Genomic DNA, 18728 nt, shown 5'->3' with positions numbered 1-18728 from the left:
ATTCTTCATGATTCTTCCGCGCTACCGTATCGACGCTTCCACGATTCGTGGCGCCGGCAAGGGACTTTTTCTGGAAGAAGCCGTTGAAGCAGGCCGGATTATTACGGCGCCGGACGCCATCGAGCAGACCTTCCGCTTGAACGACCTGCTCGCCAAGCCCGACCAGATGTACGCCAGCGCCCGCTGGTTCGAAGATCGCTACACCTTCTCGCCTGACTGGCCGGACGAGTGCTACATCAACCACAGCTTCGCGCCGACCGGTTTGTGGCACCTGGGCTTTGTCTTCGCACAGCACGATCTGCCAGTCGGCACCGAAATCACCGTCGATTACCGCCACCTGCTGCCTCCGGGCCAGGAAGAGGACTTTATCGACACGGCTACTGGTGAGAAAATCGTGGGGCTGTCCTGGGACGAGAGTCTGATGACGACGACTCGCGCCCTGGCCAGAGTGTTGGACAGTGCAAGCAACTGATCGGCGATGATCGATATTCCTACCTTCCAAACCGAACGTCTGCGCCTCACGGCGTTGACCGAGCGTCATTTCAACGACTACGCCGCCATGCTCGCCGATCCGGAGAGCACACGCTGGATCGGCGACGGTTTACCGCTCGACCGCACCAATGCCTGGCGTTCGCTCGCCATGCTGATCGGCCACTGGCAATTGCGCGGTTACGGCATGTGGGCGCTGGAGCTGAAATCGACCGGTGAATTTATCGGCCGCGCGGGATTGCTTCACCCCGAAGGGTGGCCCGATATCGAAATGGGCTGGATGCTCAAGCCCGATTATCGCCATCACGGTTACGCTACCGAAGCAGGCCAAGCGGTCTTGGATTTCGCCTGGAACCATCTGCATCTGCAACGCGTGATCAGCCTGGTTCGCGTGGGCAATGAAGCCTCCGATCGCGTCGCCGAACGTCTGGGCGGTGAGCACATCGAAGATATCGATTTCTTCGGCAGCGACAACCACGTCTTCGCCTACTACCCGCCGCATCGCGAAATTCGCCGCGCTATCGCATGACCACGCTGCGCCAGGTGCCCGACGATGCCTTGATATCGCAGGCATGGGCGAATGGCGCGGGCACGACGACGGTGATCGCGAGCGGCCCAGACACCGATTGGGCATGGCGATTGAGCATTGCCGACATCGCGCAGGCGTGTGATTTCTCCGCTTATCCCGATACGCAACGTCAGTTCGTCGCGCTCGACGCACCGGTGCAGTTGCATTTCGAGAACGGTCGAGAGCTGTCGCTGCTACGCCTGCAAATCGAGCGCTTCAACGGCGCCGATGCGCCACGCGTCACGCTTCCAGATGGCCCGACGCGCGCCTTCAACTTGATGCTGCGTGGCGACGCGCAAGGCGAACTGATCGCGCGGCCATTGAACGGTAGCATGTGGTTGCCCGCGCGCGCATCGTGGCGCTGGTTCGTGCATGTTTTGAGCGGTCGCGCGGAAGTGAAAACCGACCACGAAAGCATCGAAGTGAGCAGTGGCGCGAATCTGTGGATCGATGCGCAACCCGGCGAACGCGTGCGTATCGAAGGTGGCGGCGAGTTGATTCTGGTGCAACTCGCCGCGCGCTGAATTCCATCGAAAAGTAGGTTGGGGCTCGCGATGAGCCCCAACCTCTAGCACGCTTACTTCGACACTACGCTACGCGCAACTTCCGCCAGCGCAAACAACCGCGCCGTACGCATCCAGCCGATCGCCAGCACGATCAGCTGACTCAATATCAGCGCAAGCAAGAAGTCGAACGCGCCTACCGGCGTGACGCGAATGCGCCAGAAGCCAAACACAAAGGCGACTGCGAGACCCACAACCGTCACGATCAGATAGAACAACAGCGTCTTCACCGGCTGCCGGAACAATTGCTTGAAGCCGCGTCCCAATGCACGCGTTGCGGAGCGCAACGAGGTATCGGCGATAAACGCGGCACGTGCCGACTCGACGATCGACTGCACCAGCACAAAGACGATCAGCAGCACCCAATGCACCACGCTCATCGCGTGATCGACTTGCGACTCCAGCACCGCCTTCTCGGCGCTTTTGTCGACCATATGCGATCCGCCGATTGCGACGACCAGAACCAGTGCATAAGGCAGCAGCGCCCACAGCTTCAAACGAAACATGCGTCCGTATTCGACAAATCCGTTTTGCAGCAGCGGACCAAACCCGAGCACACGCCCGGCCCGGCCGCTACCGACAATCATGCCGGCCAAAAAGGGCGACAGCAGCAAGGTCGTCGCTTGCCCAATCGCCATGGTCGTCCCCAACCACTGCGGATGGTCGGCGAAGCTGTCGATGACGTCGCTGAACATAAGATCGTTGAAATGCTGCGCCCATTCGGTGGCATGCACCGACGTATCGAGCAGCCCGGCGAGCATGCGCCAAAACGGCAGCGCCACGATCGTCGCCGGGATCAACATGATCAACAGCCACAGCAGCAACAGGCGCCATTGAATAGCGGCGCGCATGCTGGAAAACACAGACCCAAAACTTGCGGAACGAGACATGGTATCGGCCCTCACATGGTCGCGAGCAGGGAGTAGAAGGTCTGCAGCAGCGCTGCCACATCGGCGGTCCAGCGTTTCGACGCCGCACCGTTCGGTTCGGTCGTCACGCTGTTGTTGAGCCGATTGCGATCCAGATAGTTGTGCTGATCCGGATCGAGTTCCGCCGATACGACTTTGCTGGGCTTGTCGAATACAAAACGCGCCCAGCGACGGTCGTCGTTCCACGTTACATCTTCGTGCGAGCCATCTTCGAACGTCACGCGCAGCAACTCCGGCGCAGCTACGCCATCGCGCGTAACCGTTACGGTGCTGTGCCAGGGGAAAGGACCGGGCGCACCAGGCTTTGCATCGGGGTGCGCTTTCTTCCAATCGCTGCGCGTTTTGTCGATCTGTTTGTCGAGGTCGGCGGCTACGACTTCTTCGCGTTTGCCATCCTTCCAGGTGACGCCCGACTGCGGCGTGACCTCGTACGAATCGATATCGGTCACTTGGTCGTCGGTGAACGAGGTGCCGTAGACGTACTGACTGAATATGGCGTCCACATCCTTGGCGTCGCCCGAACTATCGATCAGCGCAGCGCGGAAATCGGCGACGGAGGGATGACGGAAATGCCACCGTTGGTAGTAGAGGTGGAAAGCGCGTTCGAGTGCGGGCCTGCCGAGGCGTTCTTCCAAATCGTGCATCGCCGTCGACGTGCGCGAATAGACCGTGCCGTAGCTGGTACCCGATAGGCGATCCCAGCTGTTTTGCGCCAGCGGATCGTTCGGTTGGAACAACATCGCCGTGACGCGTTCGAAGGCGAATCCGGTGAGATGCGGCGTGATGCCCAGCCATTTGGTGAACGGCGTGGCGAGCACCAAATCCTGCTTGCGCTCGCGCAGCATGCGGTTATCCCAATATTCGTTGAGGCCTTCGTCCAGCATAGGCTCTTCGAATTCGTTGGACGCAAGAATGCCGTAGAAGTAGCCGTGGCCGAATTCGTGGATGTTCACGAAGTCGCTGGCCATTTGAGCCATCGTATCGGGCTCGACCTCTTTATAACCTTCGGAGGTAAAGAACGTGGGGTACTCCATGCCGCCCGCTTCTTGCGCGTTGTAAGGCGGAATCACCGCCGTCAGCGTTTCGTACGGATAGGCGCCTAGCGTTTTGGAGAAATAGCCGATCGCGTCGATGCTCGACTTTAATGTCGGCGCGGCGCTGGCTTCGTACTCCGCCGGGTAGATCACACGCACCGCCACTTTCGGACTGCCTGGACCTTCGTACGAACCGTCCATGGTCTTGAAACCTTTCGCGGCTACCCAGGCGAAATCGTGCACATCGCCCTGCACAAAGTGATACGTCGTTTTACCGTTCTTTTGCTCGGGCGCGCCTTCCAGCTTGCCGACCGCGCCAACGGTGTAATCACTGGGAACCGTCAGATGTACGTCGTACAAACCGAAGTCCGCGTAAAACTCGCTGCTGAAGTGGAATTCGTGGACATTCCAACGCACTTGCGTCGCGCCGCGCTCGCCGGGCAACTCAAGCACGCCGATCTTCGGAAACCACTGGCCGACAAGATTGAAATCGCCCCACCAACCGGTGCGCTCAACCACGCGCGGCAATTGACTGAGAAAGTCGATATCGAGCGCCAGCGTAGCGCCGGGCGCCACGGGTTGCGCCAGATCGATGCGCACCACGGTTTCGTCGGTTGCCGGACCACCGTCGGGATGTACGAAGCTCCACTTCAGCACGGCGCCATTCTGCTGCACGTTCTGCAGGCGAATACCACCCCACTGACCCTTCTCAAGCACCGCGTTGCCGCGCGAACGACCATGCGCTGTCTGTACTTTGCGCTCGGTAAAGAACGTGCTGCCTTCGTTCTGGAACGCATTGAGATAAAGATGGAAATAGACGCTGCGCACTTCGCGATCACTGCGATTGCGCCAGGTCATATGTTCTTTGCCGGCGACGGCATGCTTGTCGGCATCGAGATCCGCATCGATGGTGTAGCTCACCACGCGATCGGACAGCGTCGCTTCGTTGCCCGTGCGCTCGCCGCCCCACGCATTCGCTGCGCTTTGCGTGGTGATCATGGTGTCGTGCGCGGGTGCGAAGGGAATCTCCGCTGGGACAACGGGGGCCGCATTGGCCGTTTCCACCTTTCCTGCTGGCGTGGTCTGCGCCAGCGCCTGACACGACCACAACACCACGCACGCTGCGAGCCAGGGCCCGCCTCTACCGATTGACAACCTCATCATGGTCTCCCCTTCCGATGATCCGTCGAGCCTGACCCAAGCATACAGGGCTGACATCCGCCAGAGGTCATGATGTGCTGCCATCGGCAACCGAGCTCCCTTTCGCCGATCTGACATGGCAAAGCTGTGCGGACTGCGCCGCACGCGCTAAGCTTCATCGATGTGGAAACCGCTGAAAATCATAGAAATACCGCAATGCCTCAGGTCTGAGGGAGTCATTCGATCATGCGCATTCTGATTGCCGAAGACGATCCTTCCATTGCTGCAGGCGTGAGCGCGGCCCTGCGTCAGGGTGGTCACGCCGTCGATCATGTCGCCGACGGCATGCGCGCCGATGCGGCGCTTAAAGACACGCCGTACGATTTGCTGGTGCTCGATCTCGGGCTACCGGGACTGGATGGCAGCGAAGTGCTGCAACGCGTGCGCCGTCGCGGCAGCGGATTGCCGGTGCTGGTGATCACTGCACGCGAGGGTCTGCGCGAACGTGTGCGCGTGTTGGATCTCGGCGCCGACGACTATCTGGTCAAACCGTTCGCGCTGGCGGAATTCGAAGCGCGTGTTCGTGCGTTGTTGCGACGCTACACCACGCAAGGGGCACCGGAAATTACGTTGGGTCGACTGCGCCTCGATCTTCCCGGACATCGCGCCTGGGTCGACGACAAGCCGCTTGAACTCACCGCACGCGAATTCGGCTTATTGGAAGCGCTCGCCGCGCGTCCCGATCGCGTCACAAGTCGCGCGCAACTGATCGAAGCGCTGTGCAGCTGGGATCAGGAGCTCACCGATAACGGCCTGGATATCGCCATTTATCGTCTGCGCCGCAAACTCACCGACTCGGGCACGCAAGTACGCACCATTCGCGGATTGGGCTATTTGCTCGAAGAAGTGAAAACCGCATGAGCCAGCGCCTGCTGTGGCGCGAAGGTCGCCAGAGCCTGCGCAGGCGTCTGTTGACCACGCTGCTGGTGCCGCTCACTGCGCTGTTGCTGTTGAACAGCCTTATCACGTATGTGGGCGCGCTGATTTACGCCAACCACGTGCATGACGTGAACCTGGTCAACGATACGTTGACGCTCGTGCAAATGATGGCGAACAAAAGCCCCGACGGTCGCGTCACGCCGCAAGCGCAGTTCTTGTTGGAATACGAACCGGAAGGCCGAAACTACTTCAGCGTGTTCAGCGCGAAACACGGTTTGGTTGCGGGCAATCCAGCGCTCAAACCGGCGGGCGGTCTTTTTATCGACGGCGTCAAACCGCAGCTCTACAACATTCAAATCGAAAAACACTCCATGCGCGCGACGAGCATTCAAATGCTCAATCCGCGCGAACCGGACGACCAACTGGAAGTAACCGTTGCCGAAACGCTGCGCGATCGGCATCTGGAAGCGCGGCAAATTCTGCTACTCAGTATTCCCGCACAAGCCTTGCTGATCATCGCCGCGTTTCTCTTGGTATGGATGGGCGTGCGCACCGGTTTACGCCAACTCGAACCGCTCACCAATCAGCTAGCGAACCGTGAACACGATCTGGCGCCGATCGGCGCGGCGGATGTGCCGGCGGAAATTCTGCCACTCACGCGAACCATCGACGGACTGTTTGCGCGCCTGCGCAGCATGCTTGCCTTGCACGAACGTTTTATCGCCGACGCCGCGCATCAATTACGCACGCCGCTGGCTGGCTTGAGCGTGCATGCCGAGCGCGCGCAGGCCACATCCGATCCGGAAACAATTACCGATGCACTCAATCACATCCAACGATTGATCCTGCGCGCCAACCGCACGTCCAGCCAATTGCTAGCGCTTACGCGCGCGCAAACGGCAGGGCACGAAGCGGGCGATTCTGAAAATTTGAATCTTGCGCTGCTGATTCCGGAACTAGTCGGTCAACGCGTGCACGAAGCGATCGCTGCCGACATCGATCTGGGATATGACGGCCCTGCGGGTCCGTTATGGATAGACGGTGATCGCCATCGCTTGCAGGAAATGCTGGACAACTTGATCGACAACGGCCTGCGCTACGCCGGACGCGGAAGTCTGATGACGGTTTCACTGGTTCGCGAAGGCAATGCCATTTGTCTTGCCGTGGAAGACAACGGTCCTGGCGTGCCGCCGACATGGATCGAGCGTCTTGGCGAACGCTTCTTTCGCGTACCCGGCAGCGAAGAACAAGGCAGCGGACTTGGCTTGGCCATCGTGCAGCGCATTGCGGAATGGCACAGTGCGCGCGTGCGATACATCTCCGGCAGCCAAGAACGCGGATTGCGGGTGGAAATTGTTTTTCCCACCGCGCAGATCGACGCAATCCCATCGCCCCCCGCAAAGAAAGGTTTGGCCTGAATGTAGGCCCGGACAACATTCCCAGTAATGACAAACATCAAATGCTGGGTTTCCCATCCCAGCCTAGGCGTCCGCGAATCGTTTGACGTATTACGCATAACGTAATACTATTCGCGTAATGGCCATTCAATCCTTCGCCTGCAAACAAACGCAAACCTTGTTCGAAGGTGGCCACCCGCGCAAATTCCGGGCATTTGAAGGCGCTGCCATTCGAAAGCTCACACAATTGGACGTTGCGTTGACGCTAGACTTTCTTCGCTCTCCGCCCGGCAACATGCTCGAAGCCCTGAAGGGCGATCGCAAAGGTCAGCACAGCATACGCATCAACGGCCAATTTCGATTGTGCTTCGCATGGACACAGGCAGGCCCTACCCACGTTGAAATCGTCGACTACCACTAAGCAGGCATCGCCATGACCAAACCCATCAACCGCATGCGCCCTGTGCACCCAGGCGAGATTCTTCGGGAAGACTTCCTGGCGCCCGTCGGCATGAGCGTCAACGCTCTTTCTCTGGCGCTGGGCGTGCCTGCCACCCGCATGCATGAAATCGTCAACGAACGCCGCGCCGTCACCGCCGACACCGCCGAGCGGCTCGCCCGCTACTTCGGTGGCGATGCGGCAAGTTGGCTGGCGCTGCAAGCCACTTATGACCTCAAAACGTTGCCCACGCACGACGACATCATGCGTCGCGTGATTCCGCGCACCTCCAACGGCTAATGCGCGGGCTAGGACAACAATCCACGCTTCGGAACATTCATGGCTGCGGAATTTTCATCCCGGCCTACTGTGATTGCCGGCCGACACAATCAATGCGCCTGCAACGAACTCCCAAGCGGCGCAATGTGCTCCACAACATTCAGCACCTCACGAATCTGACAACTCAAATCCGCAAACAAATTCCCCAGGCTCGTGCGGCGAATCGTCATCAAGGAATCGTCATCCGGGTCAATAGGCGCCACGTTGCAAAACTGCGCCAACAAAAACAACCGATCGCGCGCCTCGCGCAATTGGTTGTAATCGCCTTGGGACATCACAAAGCCTCCCTCGGAGGGAAGATCGATCAAGAAGTTTTTCATCGGCTTTAGTCCAAACGTGTAGGTCGCGCCACACATTGCGCGTGGCGCGAAGGGCTACAGGAAAAATCCTGCCTATGTAGAGGGGTTTTCTTACTGAGAACTCTACAAACGCCCACTTAGGCCCGACGCCGTCCAGTATGAGCGGCGGTGAAACAGTGAAGTACGCGGCGTGGCGGGGGCTCGCGAATGCGAGCGTGCCGTATGATCGGAAATAACCATGATCAACTCTCAGATAGTTGGTGGTGGCCAGCGGATCGTTTGGGTTCCAGCCCAGGCGATCCGCGCTGTTTCACTCATGTCGGGCGTGTCGGCTTCTTTAAACCGGATGGACACGCCCGGCTTACAAACCTTCGCACACATGTAGCGTGGTTATCTGTCAGCGCATGCGGACGAATTGCTGTCGGCATTACCGACAAATGGTTGCACGTTGATCTCGCTTCTACCGCTCAGATCACTTGCGATTTGTGGCGCGGCATCTCGTTTTTTTGTATGACGTGACGTTGCTGGGATTGGCTTCCCAGCCAATTTCCGCGTGTTGTGCATCGCGCATAAAAAAACCGGCACCCGAAGGTGCCGGCTCAACCATCAAGAAACGATACGTTGTTGTTACCAGCCGAAAGCCATACCCGCGCCTACCGACACGTCGCTGCCCGAAGCCGATCCACCGAACGAGATGTTCAAATTCGGCTTGATCTGGCGGTTGTAACCCACCGCGATCGCGGACTGGCCGTTCTGGAAACCGACGCCTACGCCGAACTTGTTCGGCTTTCCGTTTGTAGGATTACTACGAAAAAATATCGGACAACATGCATCGCATTGCGCGACGCATAAAAAAAGGCGGCGCTGAGCGCCGCCGTGTTTGTCAGCTTCCCCTGCATGGGAACATCGACAAAAACTTTCTTTTGTAGTGTTGAAACAAAACGTTTTCGCGAGGGTGGCCCCTCACCCCGACCCTCTCCCCGGAGGGGAGAGGGAGAAAGGCGGGTTACATCGCTTTCTTTGCCTTGGTCAGACACTGATCGAGCAGCACGATGGCGAGATCGATTTCTTCGTAGCTGATATCCAGCGACGGCGCGAACGTGATCACGTTCTTGTACCAGCCGCCGACATCGAGCACGAGGCCGATCTTCTTGCCGTTGTGTTCGAGATCCCCAGCGAGGCCGATGTCGACCATCTTGTCCAAGAGTGCTTTGTTCGGCGTGAATCCATCGTCAGTGCAAATCTCGGCGCGCATGGCCAAACCCAGACCGTCGACGTCGCCGATTTCCTTGTGACGCTTCTGCAAATCTTTCAGCGCTTCGAGGAAGTAAGCGCCCTTCTCCGGCACGGTCTTTTCGTAGTCCAGCTCGTAACCCATCTTGATCACTTCCAAACCGAGCGACGTGCCGAGCGGATTGGAGTTGAACGTGGAGTGCGTGGAACCCGGCGGGAAGATGGTCGGATTAATCATCTCTTCGCGCGCCCACAAACCGGACAGCGGATTGAGACCGTTGGTCAGCGCTTTGCCGAACACGATAATGTCCGGCGTCACGCCGAAGTGCTCGATCGACCACAGCTTGCCGGTGCGCCAGAAACCCATCTGGATTTCGTCGACGACCATCAGGATGCCGTACTTGTCGAGCACCTTCTTAAGGTCTTTGAAGAAATTGCGCGGCGGCACGACGTAACCGCCGGTGCCCTGGATCGGCTCCACGTAGAACGCGGCGTATTCGGCCTGATTGACCTTGGGGTCCCACACGCCGTTGTATTCGGTTTCGAACAAGCGCTCGAACTGACGCACGCACGCGTCGGAATACTCTTCCGGCGTCATGCCCTTCGGGCGACGGAACGGATACGGGAACGGAATAAACATCGCGCGCTCGCCGAAATGGCCGAAGCGGCGGCGATAGCGATAGCTCGACGTGATCGACGACGCACCGAGCGTACGGCCGTGATAACCGCCTTCGAAGGCGAACATCAGACTCTTGCCGTTTTTATAGTTGCGCACGAGTTTGAGCGAATCTTCCACTGCCTGCGCGCCGCCGACGTTGAAGTGCACACGACCCTTGAGGCCGAACTTCTGCTGTGCGTCCACCGCGATGGTCTTGGCCAGTTCGATACGCGTCTGGTGCAGATACTGGCTGGCCACTTGCGGCAACACATCGATCTGACGCTTGAGCGTGTCGTTGAGGCGCTTGTTGCCGTAGCCGAAGTTGACGGCCGAGTACCACATCTGCAGATCGAGGAACGGCACGCCGGCGGTGTCGTACATGAAGCTGCCTTCGCCGTGACGGAAGATCTTCGGCGGATCGACGTAGTGCACGGTATCGCCAAACGAGCTGTATTGCGCTTCGTCGGCCAGCAACTGTTCGTCGGGAATCACGCTGGTAAGGGCGCTTTTGTCGAAAACATTCATGGAAGAAAACCTGATAGAGATAAAACCGTGCGGCCGATGATGACCGCGCTTTGATTTTTCGCGCTAACCAAAGAGCGCATGTTTTTTTGCGCAAGCGCAATCGCTGACTTTTGCTATCGATGCGCTTGGGGAAGACGCAACTTAGAAATTTGAAACAGCCGGCAGTACACGACGCTCGTGTTCGGCCAGCAAGCTGCCATCGAGCAAGCGCGGCAACAGCTCCAGCGCATCCTCGAAGCCGGTGATCGGCACGTACGGAATGCCGGCGGCGCGGCAATGCTCGATCAGGCGATGCTTGGCGAAAACAAAGTCCACGCGATCGGCAGCGCAGAAATCCGATGCGCCGTCGCCGATCAACAACGTTTTGCCACCCGTGTTGCGCGCCTCACCCACGCACGCGCATTTGCACGTACCGCTGCGGCAGCCTGCGGCTTGGAACGGTGAAGTGAGTTGCCACTCGCGCGGCGGCGTGGCCGGCGCAAGATGGTTGGCCGCCAGCGGCAGGTGATCCAGCCCGTAGCGACCGAGAATGCGATGAATGGCGTAGTCCAGACCGTCGCTGACGACGCGGATCGGCGTCTGCAGTTGGGTGGCTTGCGCCACGAAGGCCGGGAAGGCGTGGTCGATCCACAGGCCGTCGAGGTGCTCGTCGAGTTCCTCGGACGTCATATCGAGCAAGGCTACCTGCCCGCTCATGCAATCGCGCGAACCGATGCGGCCGGCGCGCCAATCCTGCTCCAGGGCTTCCCAACCGGGACGGCCGAAACGATCCAGCAGCGAGTCGATAACGTCTTCGACGGAGATGGTTCCGTCAAAATCGCAGAGGATGTTCCAGGCGGTCACGCGGCCACTCCAACATAAATGTGTCATGCATCTTGGCCATCGACCCCTTTCGGTCCCCTTTCTGGAAAAGACAGCTTGCCGCCAGCAAGGCAAATTAGGGGGGCGAACCGTTATGCTTACCCTTTGCGTGCTTCACCTACGGTCCACAGCTCGTGCACGATTCCGCACCGCGCCATGATGCTTCGCCTGCCCTCCGCCCGTTGATCGCCGGGCTGCGCCTGCTTCCTGCACTGGCGCTCACCGTTCTGGCCGGCTGTACGGCGGCGCCTTTGCCGGATTTGAAACCGCCGGTGCCGCAGACCTGGCGCAACGCACCCACAGCCGCCACTGAGGCCCCGGCGAAGCCGGACCTGCAAAACTGGTGGACGGCCTTCAACGATCCGGCATTAAACGCGCTTATCAAACGCGCCCTGGATAAGAATCTGGATGTAGCGGCCGCGTCCGAGCGCCTGCTTGCCACCCGCACGCTCTATCGCCACGCGGACGACAAGTACTTGCCCAGCCTGCGGCTCGATACCAACCAGGTGATCGAGCCCGACGCCAGTGCCTCGTATTTCATCGTCGGGTTCGATGCGCTGTGGGAAATGCCCCTGTTCGGCGCGCTCAAGAGCACACACCGCGAGGCCGCCGGCAATCTCGATGCGGCCCGGGCGGCGCTGCAAGGCACCTATGTCACCCTGGTCGCTGAAGTCGCCCGTTGCTGGATCTCGCTGCGCTCGGCGCAGGAACAGGCGCGGCTGCTGACGTCCGAGCGCGATGCGGATCAGGAAAAACTGCGCCTGGTGCAGGTGCGTCAGGGACTAAAGCTGGCCTCACCGACCGACGTAGCCACGGCACAAGCGGAGCTCGCCCGTGCCGAGATGGCGCTGACCGAACCGCAGCGCGCCATCAATGCGAACGCCCAACAGCTTGCCGTGCTGCTCGGCCAAAGCGAGCCGGACCCGGACTGGCTGGACGAAGGCGGCACACAGCCTCAACTCGGCGACTGGCACATCCCGGTCACGCCCACTGACTTGTTGCGCACGCGCCCTGAAATTGCCGCCGCCGAGGCGGAGGTGTTGCGCGCCGCCGGCGACGCAGGTGTCAGCCACGCGGACGTGTATCCGCATATCGGCCTGGGCAGCTCCTTGGATTGGTCGGTGAACCTGCTGCATCACCATCGGCTGATTCGCTCCGGCGAAGGTATTTTTTCTGCCGGCCCGGTGGTGGACATGCCGCTGTTCGACTGGGGCATGCGCCTGGCGCAAGCGCACGCCAAAGATCACGAACTGCGCGCAGCCGTATTTGCCTATCGGCAAGCTGTGCTGCAGGGCGTCGCGGAATCGGAAACCGCCATGGGCGATCTGCATCAGGCGCAGTTGCGCGAGACGGCGGCCGAACAAGCCGCGCAAGCGTTGGACGGTAACGTCACCGCGCTCGGCAAACGCCGCAACCTCGGTTTAAGCAGCACGCTTGAAGTCCAGGAAGCCACCCTTGCCCAGCAAAACGCGCAGCTCGAATTGGTGTCCGCGCGCGCCGAACGCGATCTGGCGTACGTATCGCTCTACAAAGCAATGGGTGGCGCACCGCTTCCGCCGGTCGACGTGGCTGCGGATTACAAGGCGCTCGGAAACAAACAAGGGGCGCAGTAATGGTCGCCCTTGCGCGCAAAACCCTGGTGCATGAGTGGCGTCGTTTTTTACCGGCGATCCTCGCCGTGGGCTTCGCCAGCTTGCTGCAATTGCTGCAGGCGGCGTTGGTGCTGGGCATCTTCGGCAGCGCCAGCGTGTATATCACCGGCTCGTCCGCCGATTTGTGGGCGGGCTATCCGGGTACGCAAAGCGTCAATCTCGGCCGTCCGATCAGCGAAGACATCGCGATGCGTCTTCGCATGGATCCCGACGTCACCGCCGTGGAACCGTTTCGTTGGGTGGATGCCGATTGGCGCGGTCCGCGCGACACGGGCGGCGTGTCCGTTTTCGTGTCGGGGATCGATCCGCGTCCTGACGGCATGATGTTTTCGCACGCATTGCCGCCCGCGCTGCGTGCCCGATTGAACGAACCGGGCGCGGTAATCGTCGACAAAGCGGACTTGGATAGCCTTGGCGTGAACATCGGCGACACCGCCGCGATCAACGGCCAGCGCGTGCGCGTGGTTGGCGTAAGCAGCGGATTGCGCGCGTTGGGCGGCGTCAACATCGTTTCGTCGCTGGAAACTGCGCGAGTACTCGATATCGCGCCCGACGATGCCGGCATGATGACGTACTTCGTCGCCAAGCTTCGCCACGGCGTAAAACCGAAAGCGGCGGCGGATCGCTTGAACGGCGCGAGTTCGTTTGGCCCGTATACCGTTTGGACGGCCAAAGAATTCGCGCGCGAATCGCAGTTGTATTGGATGTTCGACACCGGCGCCGGCGCGGGCGTGTTGTTTCTGGCGGGCATCGTGTTCTTGGTCGGCGCGGTGATCACCAGCCAGACCTTGATCGCCGCCGTGATCGGCTCGATTCGCGAATACGCCACGTTGAATGCGCTAGGTGTGGGGCGCGGCTCGTTGCGCAAAGTGGTGATGGAGCAGGCATTCTGGGTCGGCGCTTTGGGATTGATTTGCAGCATCGTGATCGGCGCGATTCTGCTGGTCATCGCACGCGCGCGCAGCGTACCGATGGAAATGCGCCCGCTCACCGCGCTGGCGTGCCTGGCGTTGAGCATGGCGCTGGCGATCGTGTCGGGCCTGGCTTCGGTGCGCAGCTTGCGGCGCGCCGATCCTGCGAGCTTGTTGAGATAAGCATGTCGACGATGACGCAGACATCTCCCGCCATCACCCCTGCGCTGCAGGCGCGCGGCGTGCGCAAAACGTTTGTATCCGGGCGCATTCACAGCACCGTGCTGCACGATCTGACGCTGGATGTGCACGCTGGCGAACTGACTTTGATCTCCGGCCCATCCGGTTGCGGCAAAAGCACCTTGCTCGCCATCTTGAGCGGCTTGCAGCCCGCCGATGCCGGCGAAGTGCGCGCGCTGGGTCAGGTGCTCGACGGCTTGAGCATGCGCGCGCTGGAACACTTCCGCCTGCAACACACCGGTTTCGTTTTTCAGGGCTTCAATCTATTTCCGGCGCTCACTGCGTTGGAACAAGTCGAATTGCCACTGAGCTACATGGGACTGCCCCCGGGGACCGCACGCCGCCGCGCGATCGAATCGCTGGAAGAAGTGGGCCTTGGCCCGCGCATGCGTTTGCTTCCCGCCGAACTTTCCGGCGGCGAAAAGCAACGCGTCGCCATCGCCCGCGCGCTCGCCAAGCAACCGGAATTACTGTTCGCCGACGAACCCACCAGCGCGCTGGATGCGGCGAACGGTCAAATCATCATCGATATCCTGCACCGTATTGCCCGTACGCACGGCACCACGGTGCTTTGCGTCAGCCACGACCCGCGCCTAGTCGGCCATGCGGACCGCGTGCTGGCGATGGAAGACGGTCGCATTCTGAGCGACCATGTGCCGCCTGCGTCAGCCATCACGGCAGGAGCAAAGGAACCCACTGCATGACTCTGCGTGATCTTCGCCTGCCGTTGACCTTGCTTGTAGCCGCTCTGGCAGGCTGCTCACAAGGCGATGCGCCTGCGACCAACAACGCCGCCCCGTCCGCTTACGCCGCCGTGGCGCGTGGCCGCATCGATATCGAAGGCGGACTGCTCAAGCTCACCATGCCGAGCGAAGGCGTCGTCGCGCAGATCGGCGCGCACGAAGGCGATCACGTCCATAAAGGGCAAGTGCTCGTTCAACTCGATCAGGAACCCGCCAAGCTAGCGCTGGATTCGGCGCTGGCCGAACAACAACAAGCCACCGCGCAGATCGGTTCTTTGGACGTTCGCGCCAAGTCCGCCGCGCTGCGCGCATCTCGACTTGAGCAAGCCGCCAAGGCCGGCGCCGGCGATATGCAGAGCGCCGACGATGCGCGCGATGCCGCAAACCAAGCCGAAGCGGCGTTGACCAATGCACGCGCGACAGTCGCGCTAGCCGAACAAAAAGTATCCGGTGCGCGTTACCAATTGAGTCTGCGCACCTTGCGCGCGCCATCCGATGGCGAAGTCGTGCAACGCGCGGTGCAACTTGGCGCGTCGGTATCGCCCGCTTCCGGGCCTGTCTTTTCGGTCCTGCCGGATTCGCCGCGCATCGTGCGCGCCGAACTCAACGAATCCTTTGTCGGCGTCGTGCATGACGGCATGGCCGCCGAAGTGGATGACGACAGCGGCAGCGGCATGGCGCCGTTGAAAGCACACGTGCTGCGCATTGGCAACGTGTTCGGCGCCAGCACGCTGGAAGACGACCCGCAAGTGCGCGCCAACACGCGTTCGGTGGAATGCGTGCTGACGCTGGATCAGCAACCGTCTACGCCGCTGCGCATCGGCCAGCGTGTGCTGGTGAAATTCGCGCCGAAATAATCCTGCGCGGAAAAACGATCAGCGATCGTCCCGCGTCCAGATCAAGCCGTCCGATTCACGCACCGGAAAGCGGTGAATGGGTTCGTATGCGGGCGGACAGGTCGGCTCGCCGGTGCGCAAATCGAAGCGCGCGCCATGACGCGGGCATTCCACTTCATGACCGATGATTTCTCCGCCAGCCAATTCGCCGCCGTCGTGCGTGCAGATGTCTTCCACCGCATAAAGATCGCCGTCCACATTGAACACCGCGATGGCGGTGTCGCCGTCCCATACCACTTTAAATTCGCCGGGCAACAATTCCGAGCGCGTGCCCACTTCCACCCATGCTTCGCTCATGGCGCGAGTTCCTTGATCATTAATTCGAAACGCAGATCGTCGCGACGTGGAATGCCGAAACGTTCTTCACCATAAGGGAATGGCGAGTATTCGCCGGTGCGGCGATAACCGCGCCGCTCGTACCAAGCCATTAGGTCGACGCGCGCATCAATCACTTTCATATGCATGGCGCGGCACTGCCACGCCTGATGCGCGTGTCGCTCCGCTTCTGCCAGCACCAAGCGCCCCAACCCGCTGCCCTGACGCGGCGGGTGGACCGCGAACATACCGAAATACGCGGCGTCGCCGTGCTTCTCGATATGGCAGCAGGCCAGCAATTCGCTGTCGATCGACGCCAGCAGAACGGCGCTGTCCGGAGCGGCCAATACCTCCGCCACATTGGCCACGTCGACGCGTTGGCCGTCGATCAGATCGGCTTCGGTGGTCCAGCCTTGACGGCTGGATTCGCCGCGATACGCGGATTGCACCAAGGCGACGATCGCGTCGATATCGGCTTCAACCGCCTTGCGGAAAACAGGAGTGATCACGGCATTCATCGGGCCATGATAATCCGCACGACGATTCGACCAAAGCTCCCGCGCTTACGGAAGCATCGGCGAACCGGCATGGCCATCGTAAAAACGCCTGCCCGGGCGATAAACGTGGAGTTGGCATACATCGAAATTACGCGCCACGATCCGGCGACCATCGGAAAGCACAGTGCGCAAGTCGCGCAGGCAGCCGTCGTTGTCGTAGAACCGCAGCGTGACGGCAAGCTGGTAATCAAACTCGAACTGCCCCATCGGTGCGGTGAAATCTTTTTCGACCCAGCGATTGCTGCCGGCCGGAGCCATGGCAAACGAGTCGATACGGCTGTGCGTATCGTTGCGCACCTCGATGGTATGCACTGAATCGGCCAGCGCGACGGCGGGTATAAGGGTCAGGCATAGGATGGCCAAACGGGAACGCATGACAACCTCCTTTTCTATAGGCACAGCAACCCCTTGGCCGGCATGCCTGGGCACGCGGCTGCGCGAATCGCTGCGATGGGGAGCGGAGTTACGGAAAGGGAGATGCGCGTGGAGCCAAAACGGTTGCAAGGCGCGGCGTGCAACCGATTCGATGCCGCCCGTATCTCTATACTCAATGGCGCCTGTTCGGTGCGCCCCTTACCTGGAGTAAACGATGGACGGCAACACTCTCATCCCGGTTGTGCTCTTCCTTAGCATTGCCGTGAGCATCTGCTACGTCGTCAAACAATTGGTCCAATCGCGCTTGCGCATCAAGATGCTGCAAACCTGCAATTCGACGGAATTGGTGGAATCGCTGGTGATGAGCGATGCGCGCCGCGATCAACTTACGGCGCTGCGCTGGGGGCTTTTGTCGATCACGGAAGCGATCGGTCTGGGACTGGTGCAGCTCATGGGCTGGACGTACCCGTACTTCAGCGTCCCTGCCATTCTGCTAGGCGCTTTTGGATTGGGTTCCCTGCTGTATTTCTGGTTTGGGCGACGTTTCGGTTGATCGGCGCGCAGGCAGGGAATCGCCAGTATGGTCATCACTCTTTCCGATCGAACGCATTGACCCACAAGGATCGCCAGCTCGTGGAAGCCGTACTCTCGAACGCGCCCGGCGCGTTCGAGAAGCTTGTGCGCGAGTATCAGGGTCTGTGCTGGCACATTATTTACCGCATGGTTCGTCATCCGGAGGATGCGCGCGACTTATGCCAGGATACGTTTCTGCGCGTGCACCAGAATCTGCGCCAGTATCGTTACGAAAGCGCGCTCAAATCCTGGATCGGCCGCGTGGCTTATACCGTGGCGCTGCGTTATCTGGAACGAAAGCGCATTCCGATGTTCGACCCCGGCGAAGACAGCGAAGGCATGGATTTCACGGACAAAGTCAGCGACGGTTTCGATCTGGAAGCCGCCTACGCCGATAGCGACATGGCGGCGCGCCTGCACGCGGCCATCGAAACGCTGCCACCGCTGCAACGCACGGTGCTTACGCTCTATCATCTGGACGAACTACCCATCGACGAGATCGCCGATATCACCGGCTTGGCTACCGGCACGATCAAAAGCCATCTGTTTCGCACACGCCTGCGTTTGCGCGAACAACTCGAAACGGCGTACGGAGTTTCATCATGAATCGCGAACCACCATCAACCAACGATGACCGCATGGAACGCGAATGGATGCTGCAGGAGCGCGCCGTTCGAGCGGAACGGCTCGGGCTGGACGATAGCGACGACGAAGCGTTGCGACGTTATCGCGTCGTCGCGCGCGCGTTGCGGCAATCGCCTGATGAGAACCTGCCGCCCGATTTTGCCAGCAAGGTTGCCATGGAAGCGCGTCGCCGCTCCGTGGGCGATACGCGATTGGAGCAGTATCTAATCTTTGTGTTGCTCGGCGTGCTGGTGGGCGTGCTGATGGGCGTCGTGGCTTGGTATGCCAACAGCTGGAAGCAGGTGATGCCGCTGCTCTCTCAACCTTGGTTGGCCGCCGCCCTGGGCGTTATCGTGTTGCTTGCTGCAAGCAGAGCGCTTAGCGTTCCGCATCGCCATTCCGACGCCGACCGTATGTAGGTTGGGATAC

22 protein-coding genes are annotated in these 18728 nt (G+C 60.3%); 14 read left to right on the top strand and 8 right to left on the bottom strand.

Annotated features, from left to right (window positions below; translation table 11 throughout):
* Positions 1-7 precede the first annotated feature (7 nt).
* The 3 genes from L0U79_RS07890 to L0U79_RS07880 are packed head-to-tail and all read left to right on the top strand — an operon-like array spanning position 8 to position 1581.
* A complete protein-coding gene (locus tag L0U79_RS07890; protein ID WP_233841315.1) occupies positions 8-472 on the top strand; it encodes an SET domain-containing protein in 465 nt (154 codons plus the stop codon).
* A 6-nt stretch (positions 473-478) separates the two neighbouring features.
* Positions 479-1018 carry a GNAT family N-acetyltransferase gene (locus tag L0U79_RS07885; RefSeq protein WP_233841314.1) on the top strand — a complete coding sequence of 180 codons (540 nt, stop codon included), beginning with the start codon at positions 479-481 and terminating at the stop codon, positions 1016-1018.
* Positions 1015-1581: a HutD family protein gene (locus L0U79_RS07880; protein ID WP_233841313.1), complete on the top strand. Its 567-nt coding sequence runs from the start codon at positions 1015-1017 to the stop codon at positions 1579-1581. Before L0U79_RS07885 ends, L0U79_RS07880 begins: the two co-directional genes overlap by 4 nt.
* Before the next feature lie 53 nt (positions 1582-1634).
* Here L0U79_RS07880 and L0U79_RS07875 read toward each other — a convergent pair whose 3' ends face one another.
* A complete protein-coding gene (locus L0U79_RS07875; RefSeq protein WP_233841312.1) occupies positions 1635-2510 on the bottom strand; it encodes a hypothetical protein in 876 nt (291 codons plus the stop codon).
* 11 nt (positions 2511-2521) lie between these two features.
* Positions 2522-4747 (bottom strand): M1 family metallopeptidase, encoded by a 2226-nt coding sequence (locus tag L0U79_RS07870; RefSeq protein WP_233841311.1) that lies wholly within the window; start codon positions 4745-4747, stop codon positions 2522-2524.
* A gap of 222 nt (positions 4748-4969) precedes the next feature.
* On the opposite strand from L0U79_RS07870, the gene L0U79_RS07865 reads away from it, so the two are divergent.
* The 4 genes from L0U79_RS07865 to L0U79_RS07850 all read left to right on the top strand — a co-directional run bounded on the left by L0U79_RS07865 (position 4970) and on the right by L0U79_RS07850 (position 7798).
* The gene (locus tag L0U79_RS07865) at positions 4970-5644 is read left to right on the top strand and encodes a response regulator transcription factor (protein WP_233841310.1); all 675 of its coding nucleotides are present in this window, start codon (positions 4970-4972) and stop codon (positions 5642-5644) included.
* Positions 5641-7080 carry a sensor histidine kinase gene (locus L0U79_RS07860; protein ID WP_233841309.1) on the top strand — a complete coding sequence of 480 codons (1440 nt, stop codon included), beginning with the start codon at positions 5641-5643 and terminating at the stop codon, positions 7078-7080. Before L0U79_RS07865 ends, L0U79_RS07860 begins: the two co-directional genes overlap by 4 nt.
* Before the next feature lie 118 nt (positions 7081-7198).
* Positions 7199-7480 carry a type II toxin-antitoxin system RelE/ParE family toxin gene (locus L0U79_RS07855; RefSeq protein WP_233841308.1) on the top strand — a complete coding sequence of 94 codons (282 nt, stop codon included), beginning with the start codon at positions 7199-7201 and terminating at the stop codon, positions 7478-7480.
* Between the two features lie 12 nt (positions 7481-7492).
* Positions 7493-7798 carry a HigA family addiction module antitoxin gene (locus tag L0U79_RS07850; protein WP_233841307.1) on the top strand — a complete coding sequence of 102 codons (306 nt, stop codon included), beginning with the start codon at positions 7493-7495 and terminating at the stop codon, positions 7796-7798.
* 89 nt (positions 7799-7887) lie between these two features.
* Here L0U79_RS07850 and L0U79_RS07845 read toward each other — a convergent pair whose 3' ends face one another.
* The 3 genes from L0U79_RS07845 to L0U79_RS07835 form a co-directional block, all read right to left on the bottom strand.
* Entirely contained in the window at positions 7888-8157 is a 270-nt protein-coding gene (locus L0U79_RS07845; protein ID WP_233841306.1) for a hypothetical protein, read from the bottom strand.
* A gap of 985 nt (positions 8158-9142) precedes the next feature.
* Complete coding sequence (locus L0U79_RS07840) at positions 9143-10552, bottom strand: aminotransferase class III-fold pyridoxal phosphate-dependent enzyme (protein ID WP_233841305.1); 1410 nt, start codon at positions 10550-10552, stop codon at positions 9143-9145.
* Positions 10553-10693: 141 nt separating this feature from the next.
* The gene (locus L0U79_RS07835) at positions 10694-11395 is read right to left on the bottom strand and encodes an HAD-IB family phosphatase (RefSeq protein WP_233841304.1); all 702 of its coding nucleotides are present in this window, start codon (positions 11393-11395) and stop codon (positions 10694-10696) included.
* Between the two features lie 152 nt (positions 11396-11547).
* Here L0U79_RS07835 and L0U79_RS07830 point away from each other — a divergent pair, with 152 nt between their 5' ends.
* From L0U79_RS07830 to L0U79_RS07815, 4 genes are read left to right on the top strand one after another with little or no spacing between them, the layout of a single operon-like run.
* Positions 11548-13026: an efflux transporter outer membrane subunit gene (locus tag L0U79_RS07830; RefSeq protein WP_233841303.1), complete on the top strand. Its 1479-nt coding sequence runs from the start codon at positions 11548-11550 to the stop codon at positions 13024-13026.
* Positions 13026-14159, top strand: coding sequence for an ABC transporter permease (locus L0U79_RS07825; protein WP_233841302.1), 1134 nt, complete (start codon positions 13026-13028; stop codon positions 14157-14159). Before L0U79_RS07830 ends, L0U79_RS07825 begins: the two co-directional genes overlap by 1 nt.
* Positions 14160-14170: 11 nt before the next feature.
* Positions 14171-14920, top strand: a complete 750-nt coding sequence (locus L0U79_RS07820) for an ABC transporter ATP-binding protein (protein ID WP_233841301.1) — start codon at positions 14171-14173, stop codon at positions 14918-14920.
* A complete protein-coding gene (locus tag L0U79_RS07815; RefSeq protein ID WP_233841300.1) occupies positions 14917-15816 on the top strand; it encodes an HlyD family efflux transporter periplasmic adaptor subunit in 900 nt (299 codons plus the stop codon). Before L0U79_RS07820 ends, L0U79_RS07815 begins: the two co-directional genes overlap by 4 nt.
* A gap of 18 nt (positions 15817-15834) precedes the next feature.
* On the opposite strand, the gene L0U79_RS07810 is transcribed toward L0U79_RS07815, so the two are convergent.
* The 3 genes from L0U79_RS07810 to L0U79_RS07800 are packed head-to-tail and all read right to left on the bottom strand — an operon-like array spanning position 15835 to position 17102.
* On the bottom strand, positions 15835-16152 hold the full coding sequence (locus tag L0U79_RS07810; RefSeq protein WP_233841299.1) for a non-heme iron oxygenase ferredoxin subunit: 318 nt from the start codon (positions 16150-16152) through the stop codon (positions 15835-15837).
* Positions 16149-16688: a GNAT family N-acetyltransferase gene (locus L0U79_RS07805; RefSeq protein ID WP_233841298.1), complete on the bottom strand. Its 540-nt coding sequence runs from the start codon at positions 16686-16688 to the stop codon at positions 16149-16151. The genes L0U79_RS07810 and L0U79_RS07805 overlap by 4 nt, the downstream gene beginning before the upstream one ends.
* 45 nt (positions 16689-16733) lie before the next feature.
* Positions 16734-17102, bottom strand: a complete 369-nt coding sequence (locus tag L0U79_RS07800) for a hypothetical protein (protein ID WP_233841297.1) — start codon at positions 17100-17102, stop codon at positions 16734-16736.
* A 214-nt stretch (positions 17103-17316) separates the two neighbouring features.
* Between L0U79_RS07800 and L0U79_RS07795 the strand changes: the two genes are divergently transcribed.
* The 3 genes from L0U79_RS07795 (at position 17317) to L0U79_RS07785 (ending at position 18718) form a co-directional block, all read left to right on the top strand.
* Positions 17317-17655 (top strand): hypothetical protein, encoded by a 339-nt coding sequence (locus L0U79_RS07795; RefSeq protein ID WP_233841296.1) that lies wholly within the window; start codon positions 17317-17319, stop codon positions 17653-17655.
* An 80-nt stretch (positions 17656-17735) separates the two neighbouring features.
* The gene (locus tag L0U79_RS07790; protein WP_233841295.1) at positions 17736-18281 is read left to right on the top strand and encodes a sigma-70 family RNA polymerase sigma factor; all 546 of its coding nucleotides are present in this window, start codon (positions 17736-17738) and stop codon (positions 18279-18281) included.
* Positions 18278-18718, top strand: a complete 441-nt coding sequence (locus L0U79_RS07785; protein ID WP_233841294.1) for a hypothetical protein — start codon at positions 18278-18280, stop codon at positions 18716-18718. The genes L0U79_RS07790 and L0U79_RS07785 overlap by 4 nt, the downstream gene beginning before the upstream one ends.
* The last annotated feature ends 10 nt before the right edge of the window (positions 18719-18728 follow it).

It is taken from the genome of Dyella sp. 2HG41-7, assembly GCF_021390675.1.
Classification (GTDB): domain Bacteria; phylum Pseudomonadota; class Gammaproteobacteria; order Xanthomonadales; family Rhodanobacteraceae; genus Dyella_B.
This window is presented reverse-complemented; position numbering and strand designations above follow the sequence as displayed.